The following is a 17,078-nucleotide window of genomic DNA, read 5'->3' as shown; positions in this document are numbered from 1 at the left end:
TTCAAGCGGTCCCCAAATGTTCGCGGATGCTGCCCGTTTTGGGCGACAGGTCCGGGTCGATGTCACGCATTTCCAGGGAAAGCGCGAGCGAACTTGTTTCAAGAACGGGTTTCAGAAAGGTTTGTGCGGCGTCGAACAACCGCTTGACCGCATCCTTTTTGACGTCGTCGGGTCTTCCGGCGCGCAGACGAACGGAAATGTCGACAAAGGCATGTTTCGGATCGCCGTCCGCAATGCTGAAATGGTCGGCCCTCAAGGCACGAACGCGAATGCCCGGTGTCGGAAAGGCTTCGATGCCGGCCGCCTCGGACCTCAGGACATCGCACAAGGCCTGAATATCCGTGCGCTGTTCCAGATTGGCGGAATATTCGATGGATATGTGCGGCATCGCAGTTCCTTAACAAGATAATAGTTGCGATGTTAAATATATGAAGTCGAAAATGTCAAACTTTTTGTGTCTATTTAAGCCAGAAATCGTTATGAGCCGGACATGACCGAAGACATGGACAAGAAGGGTGGCCGCGCGCTGCCGTCGACAAAACGCTCCGTCCCGATTGCGCTCATCCGTGCGCGTGAAAAGGTCATGGGGCCCATTCGCGAGATGCTGTCCGACTGCGGCATCACCGAGCAGCAATGGCGGATTTTGCGCGTCCTTGAGGAATTCGGCCCGCAGGATGCCTCCTCGCTGGCAGAGCGTGCGTGCCTGTTGCTTCCGAGCCAGACACGGATCGTGCAGACACTTCTTGAAAAAGGTCTCGTCACCCGTCAGGCGGACGAAAAGGACCGGCGCAAACAGACCGTCGCCATCACCGAGGCCGGACGGCAGATCATCCTCGACAAGCTGGACGAGGCGCAGGCGATCGCTGCGCGGATCGAGGACGTCATCGGCAGGAAGCGCCTGTCCGAGCTTCTGGATATTCTGGACGATTTCCAGAAGCTGTGAGAACGGCCTTCTGGCACGCGATTGTCGCTGCGAAAGGCCGGCAAGAGCACCGGAAAATGCTCGAATTCTAGGACAAAAATGCAATCGGGGATGTTTGTATCCGAGCTGGATCTCAGTGAGGAAACACTTTCCAGATGTACATTCTTGCTCTTACGAAAAAGGCCCTGATGTGCTTTTCAGGACTGATTGCCCTGGCTTTCTCTCTTCCCATCTTTCTTGCGTCAATCATGAGCCTTTTTTGGGGGCGTGCACCATTTGCGCTCCTTGCGATCGTCTACGCACAACTCTTTGCATGGCCATTTGAAGTCGCAAGAGAACTTGACAATCATGTCAGCTACCGCTCGACAATTGAAAGATCTTCGGTCTTCGGGTGGTGCGATCATATGGCTGTCGCTTTGGAGCCAGATGCCCAGGCGCAGCCCTTTTCACAATTGCCCGGCGACAAAGATTGGCAGCCTGAAGTCGATGGATCGCCCGAGATGCAGCCAAATGGACAGGAGGCATGGCGCCGCACACCCCTCTCCGAAGAACGGGCGCTACATCATGCCCGGCGAATGCGAAACTGCGGCTTTTCCGACGGAGTTGTGGACAAAGCCCTTCAGGCCATGCAAGAGCCAGGGTCCTGGGTCGCCTATAGTACACGAGGAATGGACAAGGTGTTTCTTTATTCCCGGTCCCTCGACTTCGCTCTGATTTATTCGAATGAAACGTGAGTGCGATGGCTTTCGCAGAGGCGATCGCTGCTATCTGGCGTAGCGCGAAATGAGTCCTGTTGGGCGGTTTCAAATCAATTCTATTGTCATTCCGGCTGAAGCGCAGCGGAAGGCCGGAACCCGGTAAGCGCTTGTTTTGCTGTTTTGCTACGCCGCCGGTCGCACGGAGTACTGGGTCCCGGTCTTGCCGCTTGCGCGACAAACCGGGACGACAAATCCGGAAAACAATTCGGGTTTCCAACTTGGGGAAGAACGGGTTTGTGCCGCTTTCTCAAGCACATAAGTTTAACGCACTTTCCAGGTCAGCCAGCCTTAAATAAAGCTGGCTGGCCATAGGAGTGTCCCGGGTAATCAGGATCAGCCAGCCGCCGCCAGTCCCCTGTCGAGTGCCGTCAAGATCGTCTCTACGTGCGCTTCGCTCAGAACGAGGGGAGGTGACAGGATGATGTTGTTTCCCGAAACGCGGATCATGGCGCCGTTGTCATAGGCGGTGCGGTGCACCTTGCCGATGGTGGCCTTGTCGATCGGGGCCTTGCTCGCCCGGTCGGAAACGAGTTCCAGCGCGCACATCAGCCCGTGGCCGCCGCGGACGTCGCCGACCAGCTCGTGTTTCATGAACAGCTTTCGAAGGCCTTCGAAAAGCTGCTTGCCGCGCGCTGCGGCGTTGTCCTTGACGTTGAGGCGTTCGGTCTCCTTCAGGCAGGCGATCGCAGCCGCCGCACCGACCGGGTGTCCGGAATAGGTGTAACCGGAGCCGATCGCGCCCTTGCCGGACGCATCGTTTTCGAATGCCTCGGCCACGCTGTCCGAGACCATGACGGCCCCGAACGGGAAATAGCCGTTGGTGATCGCCTTGGCGCAGCACAGAAGATCCGGCTGCACACCCCAGTGCCGGGCGCCTGTCCAGCTGCCTGTTCGCCCGAAGGCTGTGATGACCTCGTCGGATATCAGCAGAATCCCGTGTTTCGAACAGATCTCGCGAACGCCGGGCATGAAGCTCTCATGCGGCGGGATGACCCCGCCGGCCCCGAGCACCGGTTCCATGATGAACGCGGCGATCGTGCCCGGGTCCTGGAACCTGATTTCGTCTTCAAGCGCCGACAGGCAAAGCTGGGCCAGTTTTTCCGGATCCGTCTCGTTGAAGGGATTGCGGTACGTGTAAGGCGAGGGGATGTGATAGCAACCCGGCATCAGCGGCTCGTAGGCCGTGCGGAAATTGGCATTCCCGTTGACCGAGGCACCCATCGTGTGGGTGCCGTGATAGCCTTTCTTGAGGCTGAGAAACTTGACGCGGCCGGCCTCGCCGCGAAGCTTGTGGTACTGGCGCGCCAGCCGCAGCGAGACCTCGACACTGTCCGATCCACCCGATGTGAAGAAGGCCCGGCTCAGGCCGTCGGGTTCGAAGAAATCCTTCAGCATCATGCTCAGTTCGATCACCGCGTCATTGGTGGTGCCGCGGAAGATCGAGTAGTAGGGCAGCTTGTCCAGTTGCTCGGAAATGGCCTGTTTGACCGGCTCGCAGGAATAGCCGAGATTGACGTTCCAGAGCCCGCCGACCGCATCGACGACCTTCTTGCCGTCCACATCCACGATCTCAACGCCATCGCCGCCGACAATGATGTCGGGCGGGTTCGCAAGGCTGTCAGCCGGATGCGCCATCGGATGCCACAGGTGGCGGGCATTGTTTTCCTTCAGGAAATTGGCTTCCTTCATTGCGGAACTCCTTTAACTGGATGGCAGGGCGAGCAGGCGCAGCGCGTCTGCGAAAGAGGCGCCGGGGTCGAGCACGTCGAAATGCACGGTCTGCATGCCGGCGGTGGCGGCACCGGTGATGTTGCGGCGCTGATCATCGACGAAGACACAGGCCCGCGCGGGAACGTTCAGCTCCTCAATGCAGAGCGCGTAGGCGCGTGGATCCGGCTTGAGGATCTTGGTATAGGTGGCATCGACGATCACGTCGAAGTCTTTCAGAAAAGGCAGCCTTTCGCGGAAATCCGCACCGTAAAAGAGGTCCAGTTCATTGGACAGGATGGCGAGTTTCTTGCCGGCCATCCGGGCGCGGTCGATGGCTTCCAGGGCTTCCGGGCGCATCACGGCCTCCGGGTCGGCGCCGCGGGCCGCCTTGACGAAATCCGACATCTCCGTGAAGGGCCGTCCGGTCAGCCTGGCAACGTCTTCGGTGCGCCTGTGCCAGTAATCGCGCTCGGAAATCTCGTCGACCTGCATCGATCGCCAAAGAGGATCGTTTCCAGGATCGAAGGGGCCTTTCCAGGTGAGCGTGCCGGCAGGCAGGCCGAGCGCCTCCTCGGTCAGGTCATGGGTCTCGAACAGCGTCCGCGTGACCACGCCGCCGAAATCCAGAACAAGGGCTTCGGCTTCAGGCGGCATCGGCCCAGATCCTCTGCAGATGCGCAGGCACGACGCCGCCGAGCTTGTCCGTCACCTCGGCTGCGCTTGCCGGCAGCGCGTCCCTGATCCTGCGCTTCATATCGTCCGTCATCCGGATGGTCGGTACGGCGACCGCGATTGTCCCGATAGCCTCCGGCTGATCCGCGAACAGTGGTGCGGCAAACGAGGAAACGTCCGTCTCGAAGCCCTGGTCGACAAAAGCAATGCCCTCAAGCCGAACGCCGTCGACAATTTCCTTCAGCCGGACGGGATCAGTGATCGTGTGTGCGGTTGACGGCCGGAGGTCGCCATTCAGGACGTCGGGCAGCAGCTCTTCCGGGCCGAACGCAAGCATCGCATGGCCGGATGCGGTTGCGTGGAGCGGCAGCAGTTCAGCCTCATCGAAATAGACGCGCGTGCCGTGGATCAGGGCATCATGGTGGATGAGCGGCGAGAGATGCAGTCCGTCCCGCAGCGACACGTGCACCAGTTCGCCGAGGTCTGACGACAATTTCTCCACAATCGGGGCGACGATGGTTCGTGCGGGAAAGAGACGCTCACGCACGGCAGCCAGCCGCAGGATCGCCGGACCAAGCCGGTATCCGCGCGTGACCGGGTTCTGCTCCAGGAAACCGTTTGCAGCGAGCTCGTTCAGATGCCGGTGGACGGTTGCCTTGTCCTGTCCGCTCAGCGTTCTGAATTCCGTCAGTCCGATCTCCGCCCGGCCCGGGCAGAAATGGTTCAGCAGGTTGAGTGCTTTGGTGATGGTGCCCATCGAATTTCCGGTCTGTTTCCTGTCCTGATCGGCATGCTTTGCGGCTGTGCCGATGGTGCGGTGATGCATTTATCTTGACAGATAGTTACAAATGAAACAATAATTATTTTGAGACCTGTGGTTCATTATTTGAACCTTCGGTCGACGTGAGAAACTCCCTGTTGCTGCGTGATTAGAGGTTGACATATATTTATTTAATATGACAACTTTTAACAAAGCAAATAAAAATCATCAAGACCGATCGGCAAGATCGGCAGAAAAACCAGATGAGGGACCAGCAAATGAGAAAGCATGCGATTGCCCTGACTGCAGCCGGCCTAATGAGCATCACCGCCGCGTTGGCCGACTATCCGGAAAAACCCGTTTCATTCATCGTTCCCTGGCCTCCGGGTGACTTGGAGGACGTTTTGACACGGCTGATTGCAGACGAGTTCCAGGAAATGTACGGCGTTCCTGCAGCTGTCGTGAACAAGCCGGGCGGTGGCGGCGGCCCGTTCCCTGGGGCTGTCGAGGTCGCAACGGCACCGGCGGACGGGTACACCATCGGTTCTTTCGTCCCTGCCGTTCCGATTGCCGGTGAACTCATCGGGATTCCGGAACTGACGCCCAACCCGTTCGAGCCGGTCGGCATCTTCATGACCTATCCCTTCGTGATTGCCGCAGGCAGCGACGCACCTTATTCCACGTGGGAAGAGCTGGTTGCCTATGCCAAGGAGAACGATGTCGCGCTCGGTCACTTCGGCTCGGTGCTGCCGCCCACGCGCATCACGCTGGCGCTCGCCGCATCGTCCGATTTCGATTTCGGCAGCGACGCGGCTTTCGATGAGCTGAACTGCAACACGCTCGCTTCGGGCGATGTCGACGTGATCAACACGACCCTGCAGCAGATCCTGCCGTGCAAGGATGATCTGAAAATCCTCGCAAGCATCGGCACCGAGCGCATTTCGATCATTCCTGACGTTCCGCGGGTGTCGGAACTCAATCCCGATCTGGACGTCGCGCTCTGGAACGGTCTGTTCGTGCACAAGGACGTACCGGCGGACGCCCGTGCAAAGATCGAAACCGCTGCAAAGGCGGCGCTCGAGAAGCCGGAGGCGCAGAAGCTGATCGGTGAAACGGGTGTTCTGATCTACTGGCAGGATGCAGACGCGTCCAACGCCCAGATTGCCTCCGACAAGGAGGTCAACGGCAAGATCTCCGAACTGCTCGGCGAATAAGCCACTCCTTCGTCCGGGCGGCGCTTCTTGCGGCCGCCCGGCAATTGCATGGCAAGGGGTCGGGATCGATGGCGCATATCAAGACACTTCAGGAGCTTTTCCGGCGGCACAGACGCCCCGGAGACATCGTCTTTGCACTCGTGTTTCTGGCGTTTTCCATCTTTCTGCTGTCGCAGATCTATGGTGAGACCTCCTGGGTCAAGCGCACGAAATGGTTCGCGCAGCCGCGTTTCTGGCCGGCCGTGTCACTGATCTTCATGACGCTTTTTGCGCTGCTCCACTTCATCGGCTCTCTGTGCTCTCCGCGTATCCTCGGCAGGTGGCTCGAAGTTGTCTTCTGGCTGCGGTCGCTGGAATTCGTGCTCTATTTTCTGCTCTACGTCGCCGTCGTGCCGTTGCTCGGCTACCTGCCGTCAACGGTGCTGTTCACGTGTTTCCTGACCGTGCGCGTCGGATTGGCGACACCCCGGTTTCTGCTGGCTTCGAGCGCATTTGCCGTGTGCGTTGCCGTGATTTTCCGCGCCGTTCTCCAGGTCAAGATACCCGCCGGACAGCTCTACGAGGCTTTCCCCGATCCCCTCAAAGCCTTCGCGCTGACCTACCTGTGAGGTGATGATGGAAACGGTTCTTTCAAGCCTCACCATCCTGTCCCAGTGGCAGGTTCTGGCCGCCCTGCTTCTCGGATCGATCGGCGGCGTCATCATCGGCGCGCTGCCCGGCGTGGGTGCAGCGGTTGCCATCGCCATCCTTCTGCCGGCAACCTTCGCTTTCGAGCCGATCGTCGGCCTGACGCTGATGCTCGGCGTCTACGGCTCGTCCATGTATGGCGGAGCCATTCCGGCGATCCTGATCAATACGCCCGGTACAGCCGTCAACGCGCTGACAACCTATGACGGTTACCCGATGACCAAGCGCGGCGAGGGCCACCGCGCCCTGTCGCTCGCCTATTCCGCCTCGTTCTTCGGTGGCATCTTTTCGGTCCTCTGCCTCATCCTGCTGTCGCCGCTTCTGGCGATGATCGCCCCGCATTTCGGCAGCCGGGAGATTTTCCTGGCAGCCCTTCTGGGGATCATCCTCGTGGTGCTCGCGCATCGCGGCCAGGTCTTTGCGGCCGGGATGCTTGCCTCCTTCGGCATTTTCCTGAGCACGATCGGGCTGGAGCCGGTGAAATACACCAAGCGCTTCACCTTCGACATGACCTGGCTGACCTCCGGCATCAACCTGATCGTCGTCGTGCTCGGTCTTTTCGCGATCTCGCAGGCGCTGCTGCTTCTGGTCGACAAGGACCACAAGCCCGGCAAGGCGCATGTCGACGGCAACCTCTTTTCCGGGCTTAGCGAACTGTTCCGCTTCAAGCGCATCGCCTCCGTCTCCTCCAGTCTCGGGGTGCTGATGGGCATGATCCCCGGTGTCGGCGAGTTCACGGCGCAGTTCCTGTCCTACACCTATGCCCAGAAGACATCGAAAAAGCCGGACGACTTCGGCAATGGCTCGCCTGAAGGCCTGGTCGCGTCCGAAGCTGCCAACAACGCGGTGCCCGGAGCGGCCATGATCCCGCTGCTGGCGCTCGGCATTCCAGGTGAAGCCCTGACCGCCATGATGCTGTCGGTCTTCTACGTCCACAACGTCATTCCCGGACCCCAGCTCTTTCAGGGCCAGCTCGATTTCGTGATCGCGATCTACATTGCGCTGATCCTTCTCAATGTCATCGTTCTGGCCTTCCTGCTGTCGTCCACGAACCTGCTTCTGAGGATCATTCAGATCCCGACGCGTTTCCTGGGCGTGATGATCCTGACGCTGTCCTTTGTCGGCGTCTATTCGCTCCGCAACTCGATCACCGACTGCGCCGTTGCCTCCGCGTTCGGCGTCTTCGGTCTCATTCTGAAACGTCTCAATCTCCCGATCGTGCCGATCATCCTCGGCATGGTGCTCGGCGGCATCATGGAAGTGAAACTGCGCAGCGCCATGGCGCGGGTGAAATCGCCGCTCGATTTTGTCGACCGGCCCATCGCCGCCATCCTGTTCGCGATGATCCTGCTCATCCTGATCCTGCACGTCAGGACCGTGATCAGGGAACACAAGTCGCGGCGGGAACACGAAACGTCAAGGAATTCAGAAGCATCCACGCAGCAAGGGTAGGGTTCAATGCTGGATCAGAGCGCGATCGATTCCCTGCGGCGGGCAGGCATCCCCGATCAGGGCCATTTCATTGACGGCCGGAAGGAGCCCGCTCGGTCCGGTGAAACGATGGACGTCATTTCCCCGATCGACGGCACGCGCATCTGCGGCCTTGCCGCCGGTTCCGCCGCCGACATGGACCGCGCCATCAGCTCCGCGCGCGCTGCATTCGAGGACGGGCGCTGGTCGAAAACAGCACCGGCACACCGCAAGAAAATCCTTCACCGGCTTGCCGACCTGATCGAGAGAGACGCGCTCGCGCTGACCGTGCTCGGGGTCCGGGACAACGGCACGGAAATCAACATGGCCTACAAGGCCGAGGCGCTGTCTGCGGCCGCAACGTTCCGCTATTACGCCGAACTCGTCGACAAGGTCTACGGCGAGATCGCGCCGACCGCAGAAAACGTTCTCGGGCTTGTGCATCGCGCACCGGTTGGTGTCGTCGGCGCCATCGTTCCCTGGAACTTCCCGCTAATGATCGGAGCATGGAAAGTCGCCCCGGCGCTTGCCGCCGCGAACGCAGTCGTGCTGAAGCCGGCGGAGACCGCGTCCCTGTCCCTGCTCAGGATCGCGGCACTGGCTGTTGAAGCGGGCGTTCCGGAAGGCGTCTTCAACGTGGTAACGGGTGCCGGTGCCGTGACGGGTGAGGCGCTCGCGCTGTCGATGGAGGTCGACGTGCTCGCGTTCACAGGTTCAGGTGCGACGGGCCGCCGCCTCCTGACCTATTCGGCCCAGTCCAACTTGAAACGCTGCTACCTGGAACTGGGTGGCAAGTCACCGAACATCGTCTTCAACGATGCACCGGACCTTGCCAAGGCGGCAAAAGTGTCCGCTGCTGGGATCTTCCGCAATTCCGGGCAGGTTTGCGTCGCCGGCTCCCGGCTGCTCGTGCAGGAAGACATTCACGACGACTTCGTGTCCGAGATCTGCGGGCATGCCGAGGCGTTTCGCGTCGGTGATCCGCTTGATCTGGCCTCTCAGATCGGGGCCGTGCACAGCCTGCCTCAGCTGGAGGCTGATCTGAAATTCGTCGGGACCGCGGAACGGGAAGGTGCGCTCCGCCGGACGGGCGGAGACAGGATTTTGGAGGAGAGCGGCGGCTACTACATGCAGCCGACTGTCATGACCAATGTGAAACCGACCGATACGCTCGCCACAAAGGAAGTGTTCGGTCCCGTTCTGGCCGTGACGCCGTTCAAGGACGAAGCGGAAGCGATCCGCATCGCAAACGGCACCGAATTCGGTTTGGCAGCCGGGATCTGGACGCAGAACCTCGGCCGTGCCCACCGCATGATTTCGGCCGTTCGCGCCGGTGTCGTCCATGTGAACACCTATGGGGGAGCGGACCTCACCGTACCCCTGGGCGGCGTCAAGCAATCTGGCAACGGACACGACAAGTCGCTGCACGCGCTCGACAAGTATCACGACCTCAAGACCGCCTGGATCCAGTTGTGAGGAACTGCGCCTCTTGGAAGCGCGGGTTTTCTCCCCGCAAATCATCCGTTCTGCAATAGGAGGTGTCAGCATGACCAAGACCATCCTTTCGATTGGAACCTACGACACCAAGAATGCGGAACTGGAGTTCATCCAGTCCTGCATCGAAGCGCAGGGCGGCAGGGTTCTCACGATGGATGTGAGCGTCCTGGGAGACCCGGAAAAGCCGACGGACATATCCAAGCACGATGTTGCACGCGCCGGTGGCATGACGATCGAAGAGGTGATCGCACAGGGTGACGAAAACAGGGCCTTCCGTGTCATGTCTCAAGGCGCTGCCGATCTTGTGACGCAGGCCTGGCGCGAAGGGCGGATCGACGGAATGATCGCGCTTGGCGGCACCATGGGAACCGATCTGGCGCTCGATTGCGCGCAGGCGCTGCCGCTCGGCGTGCCCAAGTTCATCGTATCGACCGTCAGCTTTTCGCCGCTGATCCCGCCGGATCGCCTGACGCCCGATATCCAGATGATTCTCTGGGCGGGCGGGCTTTACGGCCTTAATTCGATCTGCAAGTCGTCGCTGGCACAGGCTGCCGGAGCTGTTCTCGGGGCCGCGAAGGCGGCGCAGCCGCCGGACAATTCCAAGCCGCTTGTCGGCATGACCTCGCTCGGATCGAGTTGCCTGAGTTACATGAAAACGTTGAAGCCTGCGCTCGAACAACGCGGCTTTGAAGTTGCGGTGTTTCACTCCACCGGCATGGGCGGCATGGCGTTTGAGAAGCTGGCGAAGGAAGGCGCCTTCTGTTGCGTGATGGACTTCTGCCTGCAGGAATTCGGCAACCTGCTGGCCGGATCGCTTGTCAGCAGCGGAGCGGACCGCCTGACCAGCGCTGGCGGGAACGGAACGCCTCAGATGGTTGCACCCGGTGCCCTCGATCTGGTCGACTTTGCCGGCTGGCAGGACATCCCGCCGGAGTATTCGGACCGGCCCTTCCATGAGCACAACAGGCTTATCAAGAGTTCGGTGTTCAATGCCGAGGAGCGCCGGCGCTGGGTTCATGACCTTGCAGAACGGCTCGAAAAGGCCACCGGTGAAACGCGGTTCCTGCTTCCGCTTGGAGGCATCGAGGAATGGGATCGGCCCGGGCAGGAGGCCCATGACCCGGAAGGGCTTGCGGCCTTCATTGACGAAGCGCGCACCGTGCTTCCGGGGCGTGTTCATCTCGTCGAGATCGACGCACATATCAACGACGCCGCGTTCAGCGAAACGGCACTTGAGATCTTCGACAGGTGGGTGGAAAGCGGTGTCATCGATGCGAAGCCAAGCTAAGCCGGCGCATGAGCGTTCCTTGACCGGGTTGACACCGAACAGCTAGATCGTAGTGTTTGTTTCCAAAAACGGAAACTATATGGGCTCAGATCTTAATTTACATTCCGAAATCTATTAGTGAGAATGTTTTGAAGCGCTAACGCGGTCGGGTGCGGCCGTGATACCTCTCGTCTGGTTGAAAAGTCACACGAAATGAAAACGTGACGTCCGCGAAGGGGAGGGGCGGACCGGAAATCAAGGACAAGATGTCCGGTTGCGCAGCCAGGTGAATTCAGGTCAGGGTTCGCCGCAAGAACAACGCAGGAATAAGAATACGGATCCGTAACCGGTATCCGAGTGGAGGAGAGAACATGAGACATCTCAAGAAACTGGTTCTGGGCGCCGCCCTGCTGGCACTGGGTGCAACGCCCGGAGCGGCTGCGGATCACGAATTCAAGCTGCATCACTTCATCGGTGAAAAAGCGCCCGCGCACGCGCAGATGCTGGTGCCGTGGGCAAAGCGGGTCGAAGAGAACTCCGGCGGCAAGGTGTCCATCGAGATCTATCCCGCCATGACGCTCGGTGGCCGTCCGCCGGAACTGATCAACCAGGTCCGCGATGGTGTCGTTGACCTTGTCTGGACGGTGAACGGGTATACGCCCGGTCTCTTTCCGCGCTCGGAGGTGTTTGAACTGCCCGGCGTTCACAAGAACGATACGGCCGCGACGAACCTTGCCCTGAAGGAACTTTTCGAAAGCGATCTGAAGGACGACTACAAGGGTGTCGAGGTCATGTTCCTGCATGTTCACGCAGGCCAGGGCATTCACATGACGGATACCGAGGTTCGCAAACCCACCGACCTTGAAGGCAAGAAAATCCGCATTCCGACACGGACGGGTGCCTGGGTGATCGAGGCGCTCGGCGCGTCGCCGGTGGCCATGCCGGTTCCCGAACTGCCGACGGCCCTTCAGAAGGGCGTCATCGACGGGGCCATGATCCCCTGGGAGATCATTCCGCCGCTCAAGATCCAGGAACAGACGGAATACCAGATCGAGGGCGCGGACAAGGAACGCTTCGGGACGACTGTTTTCCAGGTGTCCATGAACAAGGCCCGCTGGGACGCGTTGCCCGATGATGTGAAACAGGCGTTCCGCGATGCGTCCGACGAGGTCTGGGCCAAGGAAGTCGGCAACATCTGGGCCGGCGCCGATGATTTCGGCATCGGGCTCGCAACCAAGGCCGGCAACACGCATATCACGCTGTCGCCTGAAGAAACCGCCGCCTTCAACGAAGTCCTGGCACCTGTCGTCGATCGCTGGGTCGCGGAAGTTGGCGAAAAGGGAATCGACGGAACCGCGCTGGTTGGAAAAGCCAGGGCGGCTGTTGCCAACAACGCGTCCAACTGATGACGGATGACATTCAACAGGGCAGCTCCGGACTTGTCGGGGCTGCCAGCCGGCTGATCACGGTTTGGGCGCTCCTGGGGGGATTGCTGCTTCTGGCCGTTGTTGGCGTGAACATGGTATCGATCATCGGATCGGTTTTCGGAAAGCCGTTTCCCGGCGATTTCGAGCTAACCGAGATGGGCGTGGCGGTCGCGGTGTTCACCTTCCTGCCCTATTGCCAGCTGGTCGGAGCGAATGTATCCGCGGACATTTTCACCTCTGGGGCTTCCAAGAGAACGATCGCGTTTTTCACGCTGCTCGGATCTCTGGTCGCGCTCGGGTTCGCAAGCCTGCTGATCTGGCGCATGTATTTCGGCATGCTCGACCAGAAAGAATACGACTACACGACCACCATTCTGCAGATCCCGCACTGGATCGCCTTCATTCCGATCCTCGTCTCGCTCGCGCTGCTCGCCGTCGCGGCGATTGTGACCCTGCTGCGAGACGCAAGCGCTCTGTCGAAAGGATGATCACAGCATGACGGACGCTCTTGTCCTCGGCCTCGGTGCGCTGGCCGTACTCGTCTTCCTGATCGCGATCCGGATACCGATCGCCTATGCGATGATCCTGGTCGGCGGTGTCGGCACGATGATGCTGAACGGTCCGGCCCTCGTGCTCAGCCAGCTCAAGACCCTGGCCTACGGCCAGTTCTCCATTTACGATCTGTCGGTCGTCCCGATGTTCGTCCTGATGGGGGCGATTGCCTCCAAGATCGGCCTGAGCCAGGCCCTCTTCAGGGGAGCGAATGCCTGGCTCGGCTGGATGCGCGGCGGAACGGCCATGGCCGCCATCGCCGGATGCGCCGGGTTCGGCGCCGTTTGCGGTTCCTCGCTCGCGACCGCCTCCACCATGGGCAAGGTCGCGCTTCCCGAACTGCGCCGCTACAACTATTCCGGCGCACTGGCGACCGGCACCCTGGCGGCCGGCGGCGTGCTGGGCATCCTCATTCCGCCATCCGTCGTCCTGATCATCTACGCGGTCATCGTCGAGGCGAACATTGTCACCATGTTCATGGCAGCGTTCCTGCCGGGCCTTCTGGCCGTTGTCCTTTTTCTCCTGACGATCGCGGTCTATGTCGCCATCAAACCGGCGTCCGGTCCAAAGGGAGGCGTCGCCAGCAGCAGCGAGTTCGTCGAGGCGACCATCGGCATGATCCCCGTCCTGGTCATTTTCGGACTTGTCATCGGCGGCATCTATTTCGGCTTCTTCAATCCGACTCCGGCGGCGGCGGTCGGTGTGTTTCTCGTTCTTTTCTTCGGGCTGGTGCAGCGCAAGCTATCCCGTCCGGACTTCGTTGCGGCACTCAAGGAAACGGCCGGCACGTCCGGAATGATCTACCTGATCATTCTGGGCGCAGAACTCCTGAAGATCTTCATGTCCCGCGTGGGACTGCCGCAGGAGACGGCTGCCTGGATCGCGGGCTCCGGTCTAGAACCGATGACGGTTCTGATCATCTTGCTGATCGCGCTGATCTTCCTCGGCTGCCTGATGGACAGCCTCTCCATGATCCTCCTCGTGATCCCGTTCTTCTGGCCGGTACTGGTCGAGATCAACGGCGGCATCTATCAGGGCGCGGATGGTGCGGGCTTCGGCATGAGCACCGAGGATCTGAAGATCTGGTTCGGCATTCTGGCCCTTATCGTCGTGGAACTCGGCCTGATCACGCCGCCGGTCGGTATGAATGTGTTCGTGATCTCCTCACTCGCGCGCGACACGCCGATGATCGAGACCTTCAAGGGCGTCGTGCCGTTCTTCGGCGCGGAGGTTCTCCGGGTGATCCTGCTGGTCAGTTTCCCGGCGATCACGCTCTGGCTGCCGCAAGTCTTGAGATAGTTGCTTTAGGGTTCGGAACGTTTCGCGAAAATCCTGCGGGACATTTCCTTGCAAGGGTCTATCGCGGAGCGGGGGTCCAGCACCGCGGTCCAGTCGATCCCGGCGGAACTGAGCTTGGCAAGTGCTTCGGGGAAGGGAGCATTTTCAGCAGCGGCCCTGGCGACCAGATCCTTCGCCTCGGATCGTGAAACGCCCGCCCTGGCGAGTGCGAAGCTCGCCGCTTCGGCCATGATCTCCGGGTTGTCGGCCAGGCTCGCGTCGAGGCCCGTTTCGTTCGGCCGCAGGCTGTCCGACAGTCCCTGCGCATGATTGAGGGCCGAGCCCGCTGCCAGAAACATCTGCGGCAGCATCATCCATTCCAGCGGCCACTTCGTTCCGTCGCGTTCCTCCAGCGGATCTGCGGCGGCGGCCAGAGCGCTGTGCGCATGATTGGCGATCTGGCCAAGAACCTGGATGGTTTCCGCCTGAACAGGGTTCGATTTCTGCGGCATGGTGGACGAGCCGCCACCTGTTCCGCTGGCCAATTCGCTGATGTCCGAGCGGCCCATCAGGATCAGGTCGCCAGCCATCTTGGCAAGCGCAACGCAAATGCGCTGCAGCCAGCCGGACAGGAGCAGGACCGGCGTCCGGTCGGTGTGCCACGAAGGTGCGTCGCCGAGCCCGAGTTCGGATGCCAGGGCCTCCGCAACGCGCGTGCCATCCGGTGCAATGGCGCTATTCACCCCGGACGCGCCGCCGAACTGGACCTTGAGGGCATTTTGGCGGAGCGCGGCCATCTCGTTGCGCGCATCGATCAGCGGATGAGCCCACTGCGCGATCCTGTAGCCGAGGGTCACCGGTGTTGACACCTGGCTGCGCGTCCGTCCGGCCAGCAACCGGTCCGCATGCAGGTTGCTTTGCGCTTCCAGCGTATCGATCAGGCGGTCGAGCCGGGCCTGCAAGATATCGAGCGCGGTCTTGGCCTGCAGCATCTGCACCGTATCCATGACGTCCTGGCTGGTCGCGCCCCAGTGGAGCCACGTCCCGGCTTCATCTCCGGCTGTCTTGCGTAACTCGGCGACGAGCGCAGGCACGGGGACGCCTGCAGCCGTGGTTCCCTCACGCAAGCTGGCAGGGTCCGGCGCGGCCTCCTGGAGGCTTTCGGCGATCCCTGCTGCCGCATCTGCGGGAATGATCCCGAGCCGCCCCTGGACCACGGCAAGCGCCTGTTCGAAACGGACCATCTGCGCGATATCACCGGCATCGCCGAACACTTGCGCGAGATCTGCGTCCGCAAAGAGACCGGAATGGATTTGGCTGGAAAAAAGGGAAACGGGCATGGCTCTCAACTACTGGGATTTGCCCTCAATTGAGAGCCAGGCGGAGCGCAGCGTCAAGCCGCGGCCCTGAGTGGCAGGTCCAGGATCTCGCGGGCTTGGCGCCAGGTCGCGACCGGACGCTCGTATTTTTCGCAAAGGTCCGCGGCGCGCTTCACCAGCGCTGCATTCGACGGCGCAAGCGTTTCCCGGTCCAGGCGCACGTTGTCCTCAAGCCCGGTCCGGGTGTGGCCACCGGCCGCGATGCACCACTCGTTGACAGTCAGCTGATTGGCGCCGATGCCCGCTGCGCACCAGTCCGCATCAGGGACCAACCGCTCAACCGTCTTGATGTAATAGTCGAAGACGTCGCGGTCGACGGGCATGGCGTTTTTCACACCCATGACGAACTGCACGTAGAGCCTGCCCGGTATCCGGCCGTCCCTGTTCATCGCCGCCGCCTGATGGATGTGGCTGAGATCGAAGGCCTCGATCTCGGGTTTGACGCTGTTGGTCCGCATCTCGCCGGCCAGCCAGTCAACAAGATCCGGCGGGTTCTCGTAGACCCGTGTCGGGAAATTGTTGGATCCGACCGACAGCGACGCCATGTCCGGCCTGAGCGGCAGCATGCCGCCGCGCGCCTCTCCCGCGCCGGAGCGCCCGCCTGTCGAGAACTGGATGATCATGCCGGGGCAATGCTTCTCCAGGCCTTCCTTCAAACGCGCGAATTTCTCTGGATCCGAGCTCGGCGACTGATCGTCGTTCCGCACATGTGCGTGAACGATGGCAGCTCCGGCCTCGAAGGCCTCGTGCGTGCTCTCCAGCTGTTCCGCGACCGTGATCGGCACGGCGGGATTGTTTTCCTTTCTTGCCACCGATCCGGTGATGGCTGCGCAGATGATGCAGGGTTTTGTCATTGTTCTTGTCTCAGATGTCGAAAAAGACCGTCTCGTCCTCGCCCTGGAGCTTGATATCAAACCGGTAAACGATTTTCCCGTCCCGTACACTTCTTTTTGCGATCAGGGTCGCCCGGCGGCGCTCCCATTCAATCAGGTTCAGCACCGGGTCCTTGGCGTTTGCGTCCGTTTCGTCGTCAAAATACATGCGCGTGTTCAAACCGATGTTGATCCCGCGCGAGACCAGCCAAAGGTTCAGATGCGGTGCCTGAACGCTTCCACTGCGGCCAGGGCAGAGGCCTGGTTTGACGGTGTCGAAGCCCCATTCGCCCGTGTCGAAATCGGTGATGACACGGCCCCAGCCACGGAACCCGTCTTCAACGGGACCGCCGCCTTCGGGATGGGCAAAGTTCCCGTCCGCATTGGCCTGCCAGACTTCCAGCAGAACATCCTTGATGGGCGAGCCCATGCCGTCTGTCACCACGCCTTCGACGCGGATGCGTTCGCCCTTGGCATTCGGACCGGCGATGTCCCAGCCGAGTTCATGCGCGTAGATATCGAAACCGGCCGCACCCGGAGCGAGACCGATATGGACGTAGGGACCTGCCGTTTGCGACGCCGATTCCTTCAGATAGGAGAGTTCCTGCGGCAT

Annotated in this window: 17 protein-coding genes; 10 read left to right on the top strand and 7 right to left on the bottom strand. The window is 60.7% G+C overall.

Annotation, left to right across the window (positions count from 1 at the left end; translation table 11 throughout):
* Position 1: 1 nt before the first annotated feature.
* Complete coding sequence (locus tag ACO08A_RS01615) at positions 2 to 388, bottom strand: 5-carboxymethyl-2-hydroxymuconate Delta-isomerase (protein ID WP_422039530.1); 387 nt, start codon at positions 386 to 388, stop codon at positions 2 to 4.
* Positions 389 to 490: 102 nt separating this feature from the next.
* On the opposite strand from ACO08A_RS01615, the gene hpaR reads away from it, so the two are divergent.
* Both hpaR and ACO08A_RS01605 read left to right on the top strand, forming a co-directional pair.
* Positions 491 to 943: a homoprotocatechuate degradation operon regulator HpaR gene (gene hpaR, locus ACO08A_RS01610; RefSeq protein ID WP_422039529.1), complete on the top strand. Its 453-nt coding sequence runs from the start codon at positions 491 to 493 to the stop codon at positions 941 to 943.
* 134 nt (positions 944 to 1,077) lie between these two features.
* Entirely contained in the window at positions 1,078 to 1,656 is a 579-nt protein-coding gene (locus tag ACO08A_RS01605; RefSeq protein ID WP_422039528.1) for a hypothetical protein, read from the top strand.
* 357 nt (positions 1,657 to 2,013) lie between these two features.
* Here the strand turns inward: ACO08A_RS01605 and ACO08A_RS01600 are convergent, their stop codons facing one another.
* The 3 genes from ACO08A_RS01600 to ACO08A_RS01590 are packed head-to-tail and all read right to left on the bottom strand — an operon-like array spanning position 2,014 to position 4,888.
* Positions 2,014 to 3,369 (bottom strand): aspartate aminotransferase family protein, encoded by a 1,356-nt coding sequence (locus tag ACO08A_RS01600; protein ID WP_422039527.1) that lies wholly within the window; start codon positions 3,367 to 3,369, stop codon positions 2,014 to 2,016.
* A 12-nt stretch (positions 3,370 to 3,381) separates the two neighbouring features.
* Positions 3,382 to 4,044, bottom strand: coding sequence for an HAD-IA family hydrolase (locus tag ACO08A_RS01595; RefSeq protein WP_422039526.1), 663 nt, complete (start codon positions 4,042 to 4,044; stop codon positions 3,382 to 3,384).
* Positions 4,034 to 4,888 carry an IclR family transcriptional regulator gene (locus ACO08A_RS01590; protein WP_422039525.1) on the bottom strand — a complete coding sequence of 285 codons (855 nt, stop codon included), beginning with the start codon at positions 4,886 to 4,888 and terminating at the stop codon, positions 4,034 to 4,036. Before ACO08A_RS01590 ends, ACO08A_RS01595 begins: the two co-directional genes overlap by 11 nt.
* A 212-nt stretch (positions 4,889 to 5,100) precedes the next feature.
* Between ACO08A_RS01590 and ACO08A_RS01585 the strand changes: the two genes are divergently transcribed.
* The 8 genes from ACO08A_RS01585 to ACO08A_RS01550 all read left to right on the top strand — a co-directional run bounded on the left by ACO08A_RS01585 (position 5,101) and on the right by ACO08A_RS01550 (position 14,235).
* Complete coding sequence (locus ACO08A_RS01585) at positions 5,101 to 6,036, top strand: tripartite tricarboxylate transporter substrate binding protein (RefSeq protein WP_422039524.1); 936 nt, start codon at positions 5,101 to 5,103, stop codon at positions 6,034 to 6,036.
* Between the two features lie 68 nt (positions 6,037 to 6,104).
* A complete protein-coding gene (locus tag ACO08A_RS01580; protein WP_422039523.1) occupies positions 6,105 to 6,644 on the top strand; it encodes a tripartite tricarboxylate transporter TctB family protein in 540 nt (179 codons plus the stop codon).
* Between the two features lie 7 nt (positions 6,645 to 6,651).
* Positions 6,652 to 8,175 carry a tripartite tricarboxylate transporter permease gene (locus ACO08A_RS01575; protein WP_422039522.1) on the top strand — a complete coding sequence of 508 codons (1,524 nt, stop codon included), beginning with the start codon at positions 6,652 to 6,654 and terminating at the stop codon, positions 8,173 to 8,175.
* A 6-nt stretch (positions 8,176 to 8,181) separates the two neighbouring features.
* A complete protein-coding gene (locus tag ACO08A_RS01570; protein ID WP_422039521.1) occupies positions 8,182 to 9,669 on the top strand; it encodes an aldehyde dehydrogenase family protein in 1,488 nt (495 codons plus the stop codon).
* 70 nt (positions 9,670 to 9,739) lie between these two features.
* Positions 9,740 to 10,978 carry a Tm-1-like ATP-binding domain-containing protein gene (locus ACO08A_RS01565; protein ID WP_422039520.1) on the top strand — a complete coding sequence of 413 codons (1,239 nt, stop codon included), beginning with the start codon at positions 9,740 to 9,742 and terminating at the stop codon, positions 10,976 to 10,978.
* Between the two features lie 350 nt (positions 10,979 to 11,328).
* Positions 11,329 to 12,363 carry a TRAP transporter substrate-binding protein gene (locus ACO08A_RS01560; protein ID WP_422039519.1) on the top strand — a complete coding sequence of 345 codons (1,035 nt, stop codon included), beginning with the start codon at positions 11,329 to 11,331 and terminating at the stop codon, positions 12,361 to 12,363.
* On the top strand, positions 12,363 to 12,872 hold the full coding sequence (locus tag ACO08A_RS01555; protein WP_422039518.1) for a TRAP transporter small permease: 510 nt from the start codon (positions 12,363 to 12,365) through the stop codon (positions 12,870 to 12,872). The genes ACO08A_RS01560 and ACO08A_RS01555 overlap by 1 nt, the downstream gene beginning before the upstream one ends.
* A gap of 7 nt (positions 12,873 to 12,879) precedes the next feature.
* Positions 12,880 to 14,235, top strand: coding sequence for a TRAP transporter large permease (locus ACO08A_RS01550; RefSeq protein WP_421982103.1), 1,356 nt, complete (start codon positions 12,880 to 12,882; stop codon positions 14,233 to 14,235).
* Between the two features lie 5 nt (positions 14,236 to 14,240).
* On the opposite strand, the gene ACO08A_RS01545 is transcribed toward ACO08A_RS01550, so the two are convergent.
* From ACO08A_RS01545 to pcaG, 3 genes are read right to left on the bottom strand one after another with little or no spacing between them, the layout of a single operon-like run.
* On the bottom strand, positions 14,241 to 15,554 hold the full coding sequence (locus tag ACO08A_RS01545; protein ID WP_422039517.1) for a lyase family protein: 1,314 nt from the start codon (positions 15,552 to 15,554) through the stop codon (positions 14,241 to 14,243).
* A gap of 53 nt (positions 15,555 to 15,607) precedes the next feature.
* Complete coding sequence (locus tag ACO08A_RS01540) at positions 15,608 to 16,447, bottom strand: 3-keto-5-aminohexanoate cleavage protein (RefSeq protein ID WP_422039516.1); 840 nt, start codon at positions 16,445 to 16,447, stop codon at positions 15,608 to 15,610.
* A gap of 10 nt (positions 16,448 to 16,457) precedes the next feature.
* Positions 16,458 to 17,078, bottom strand: a complete 621-nt coding sequence (pcaG, locus tag ACO08A_RS01535; RefSeq protein ID WP_422039515.1) for a protocatechuate 3,4-dioxygenase subunit alpha — start codon at positions 17,076 to 17,078, stop codon at positions 16,458 to 16,460.

This window comes from Roseibium sp., assembly GCF_965232425.1.
Lineage (GTDB): Bacteria > Pseudomonadota > Alphaproteobacteria > Rhizobiales > Stappiaceae > Roseibium.
This window is presented reverse-complemented; position numbering and strand designations above follow the sequence as displayed.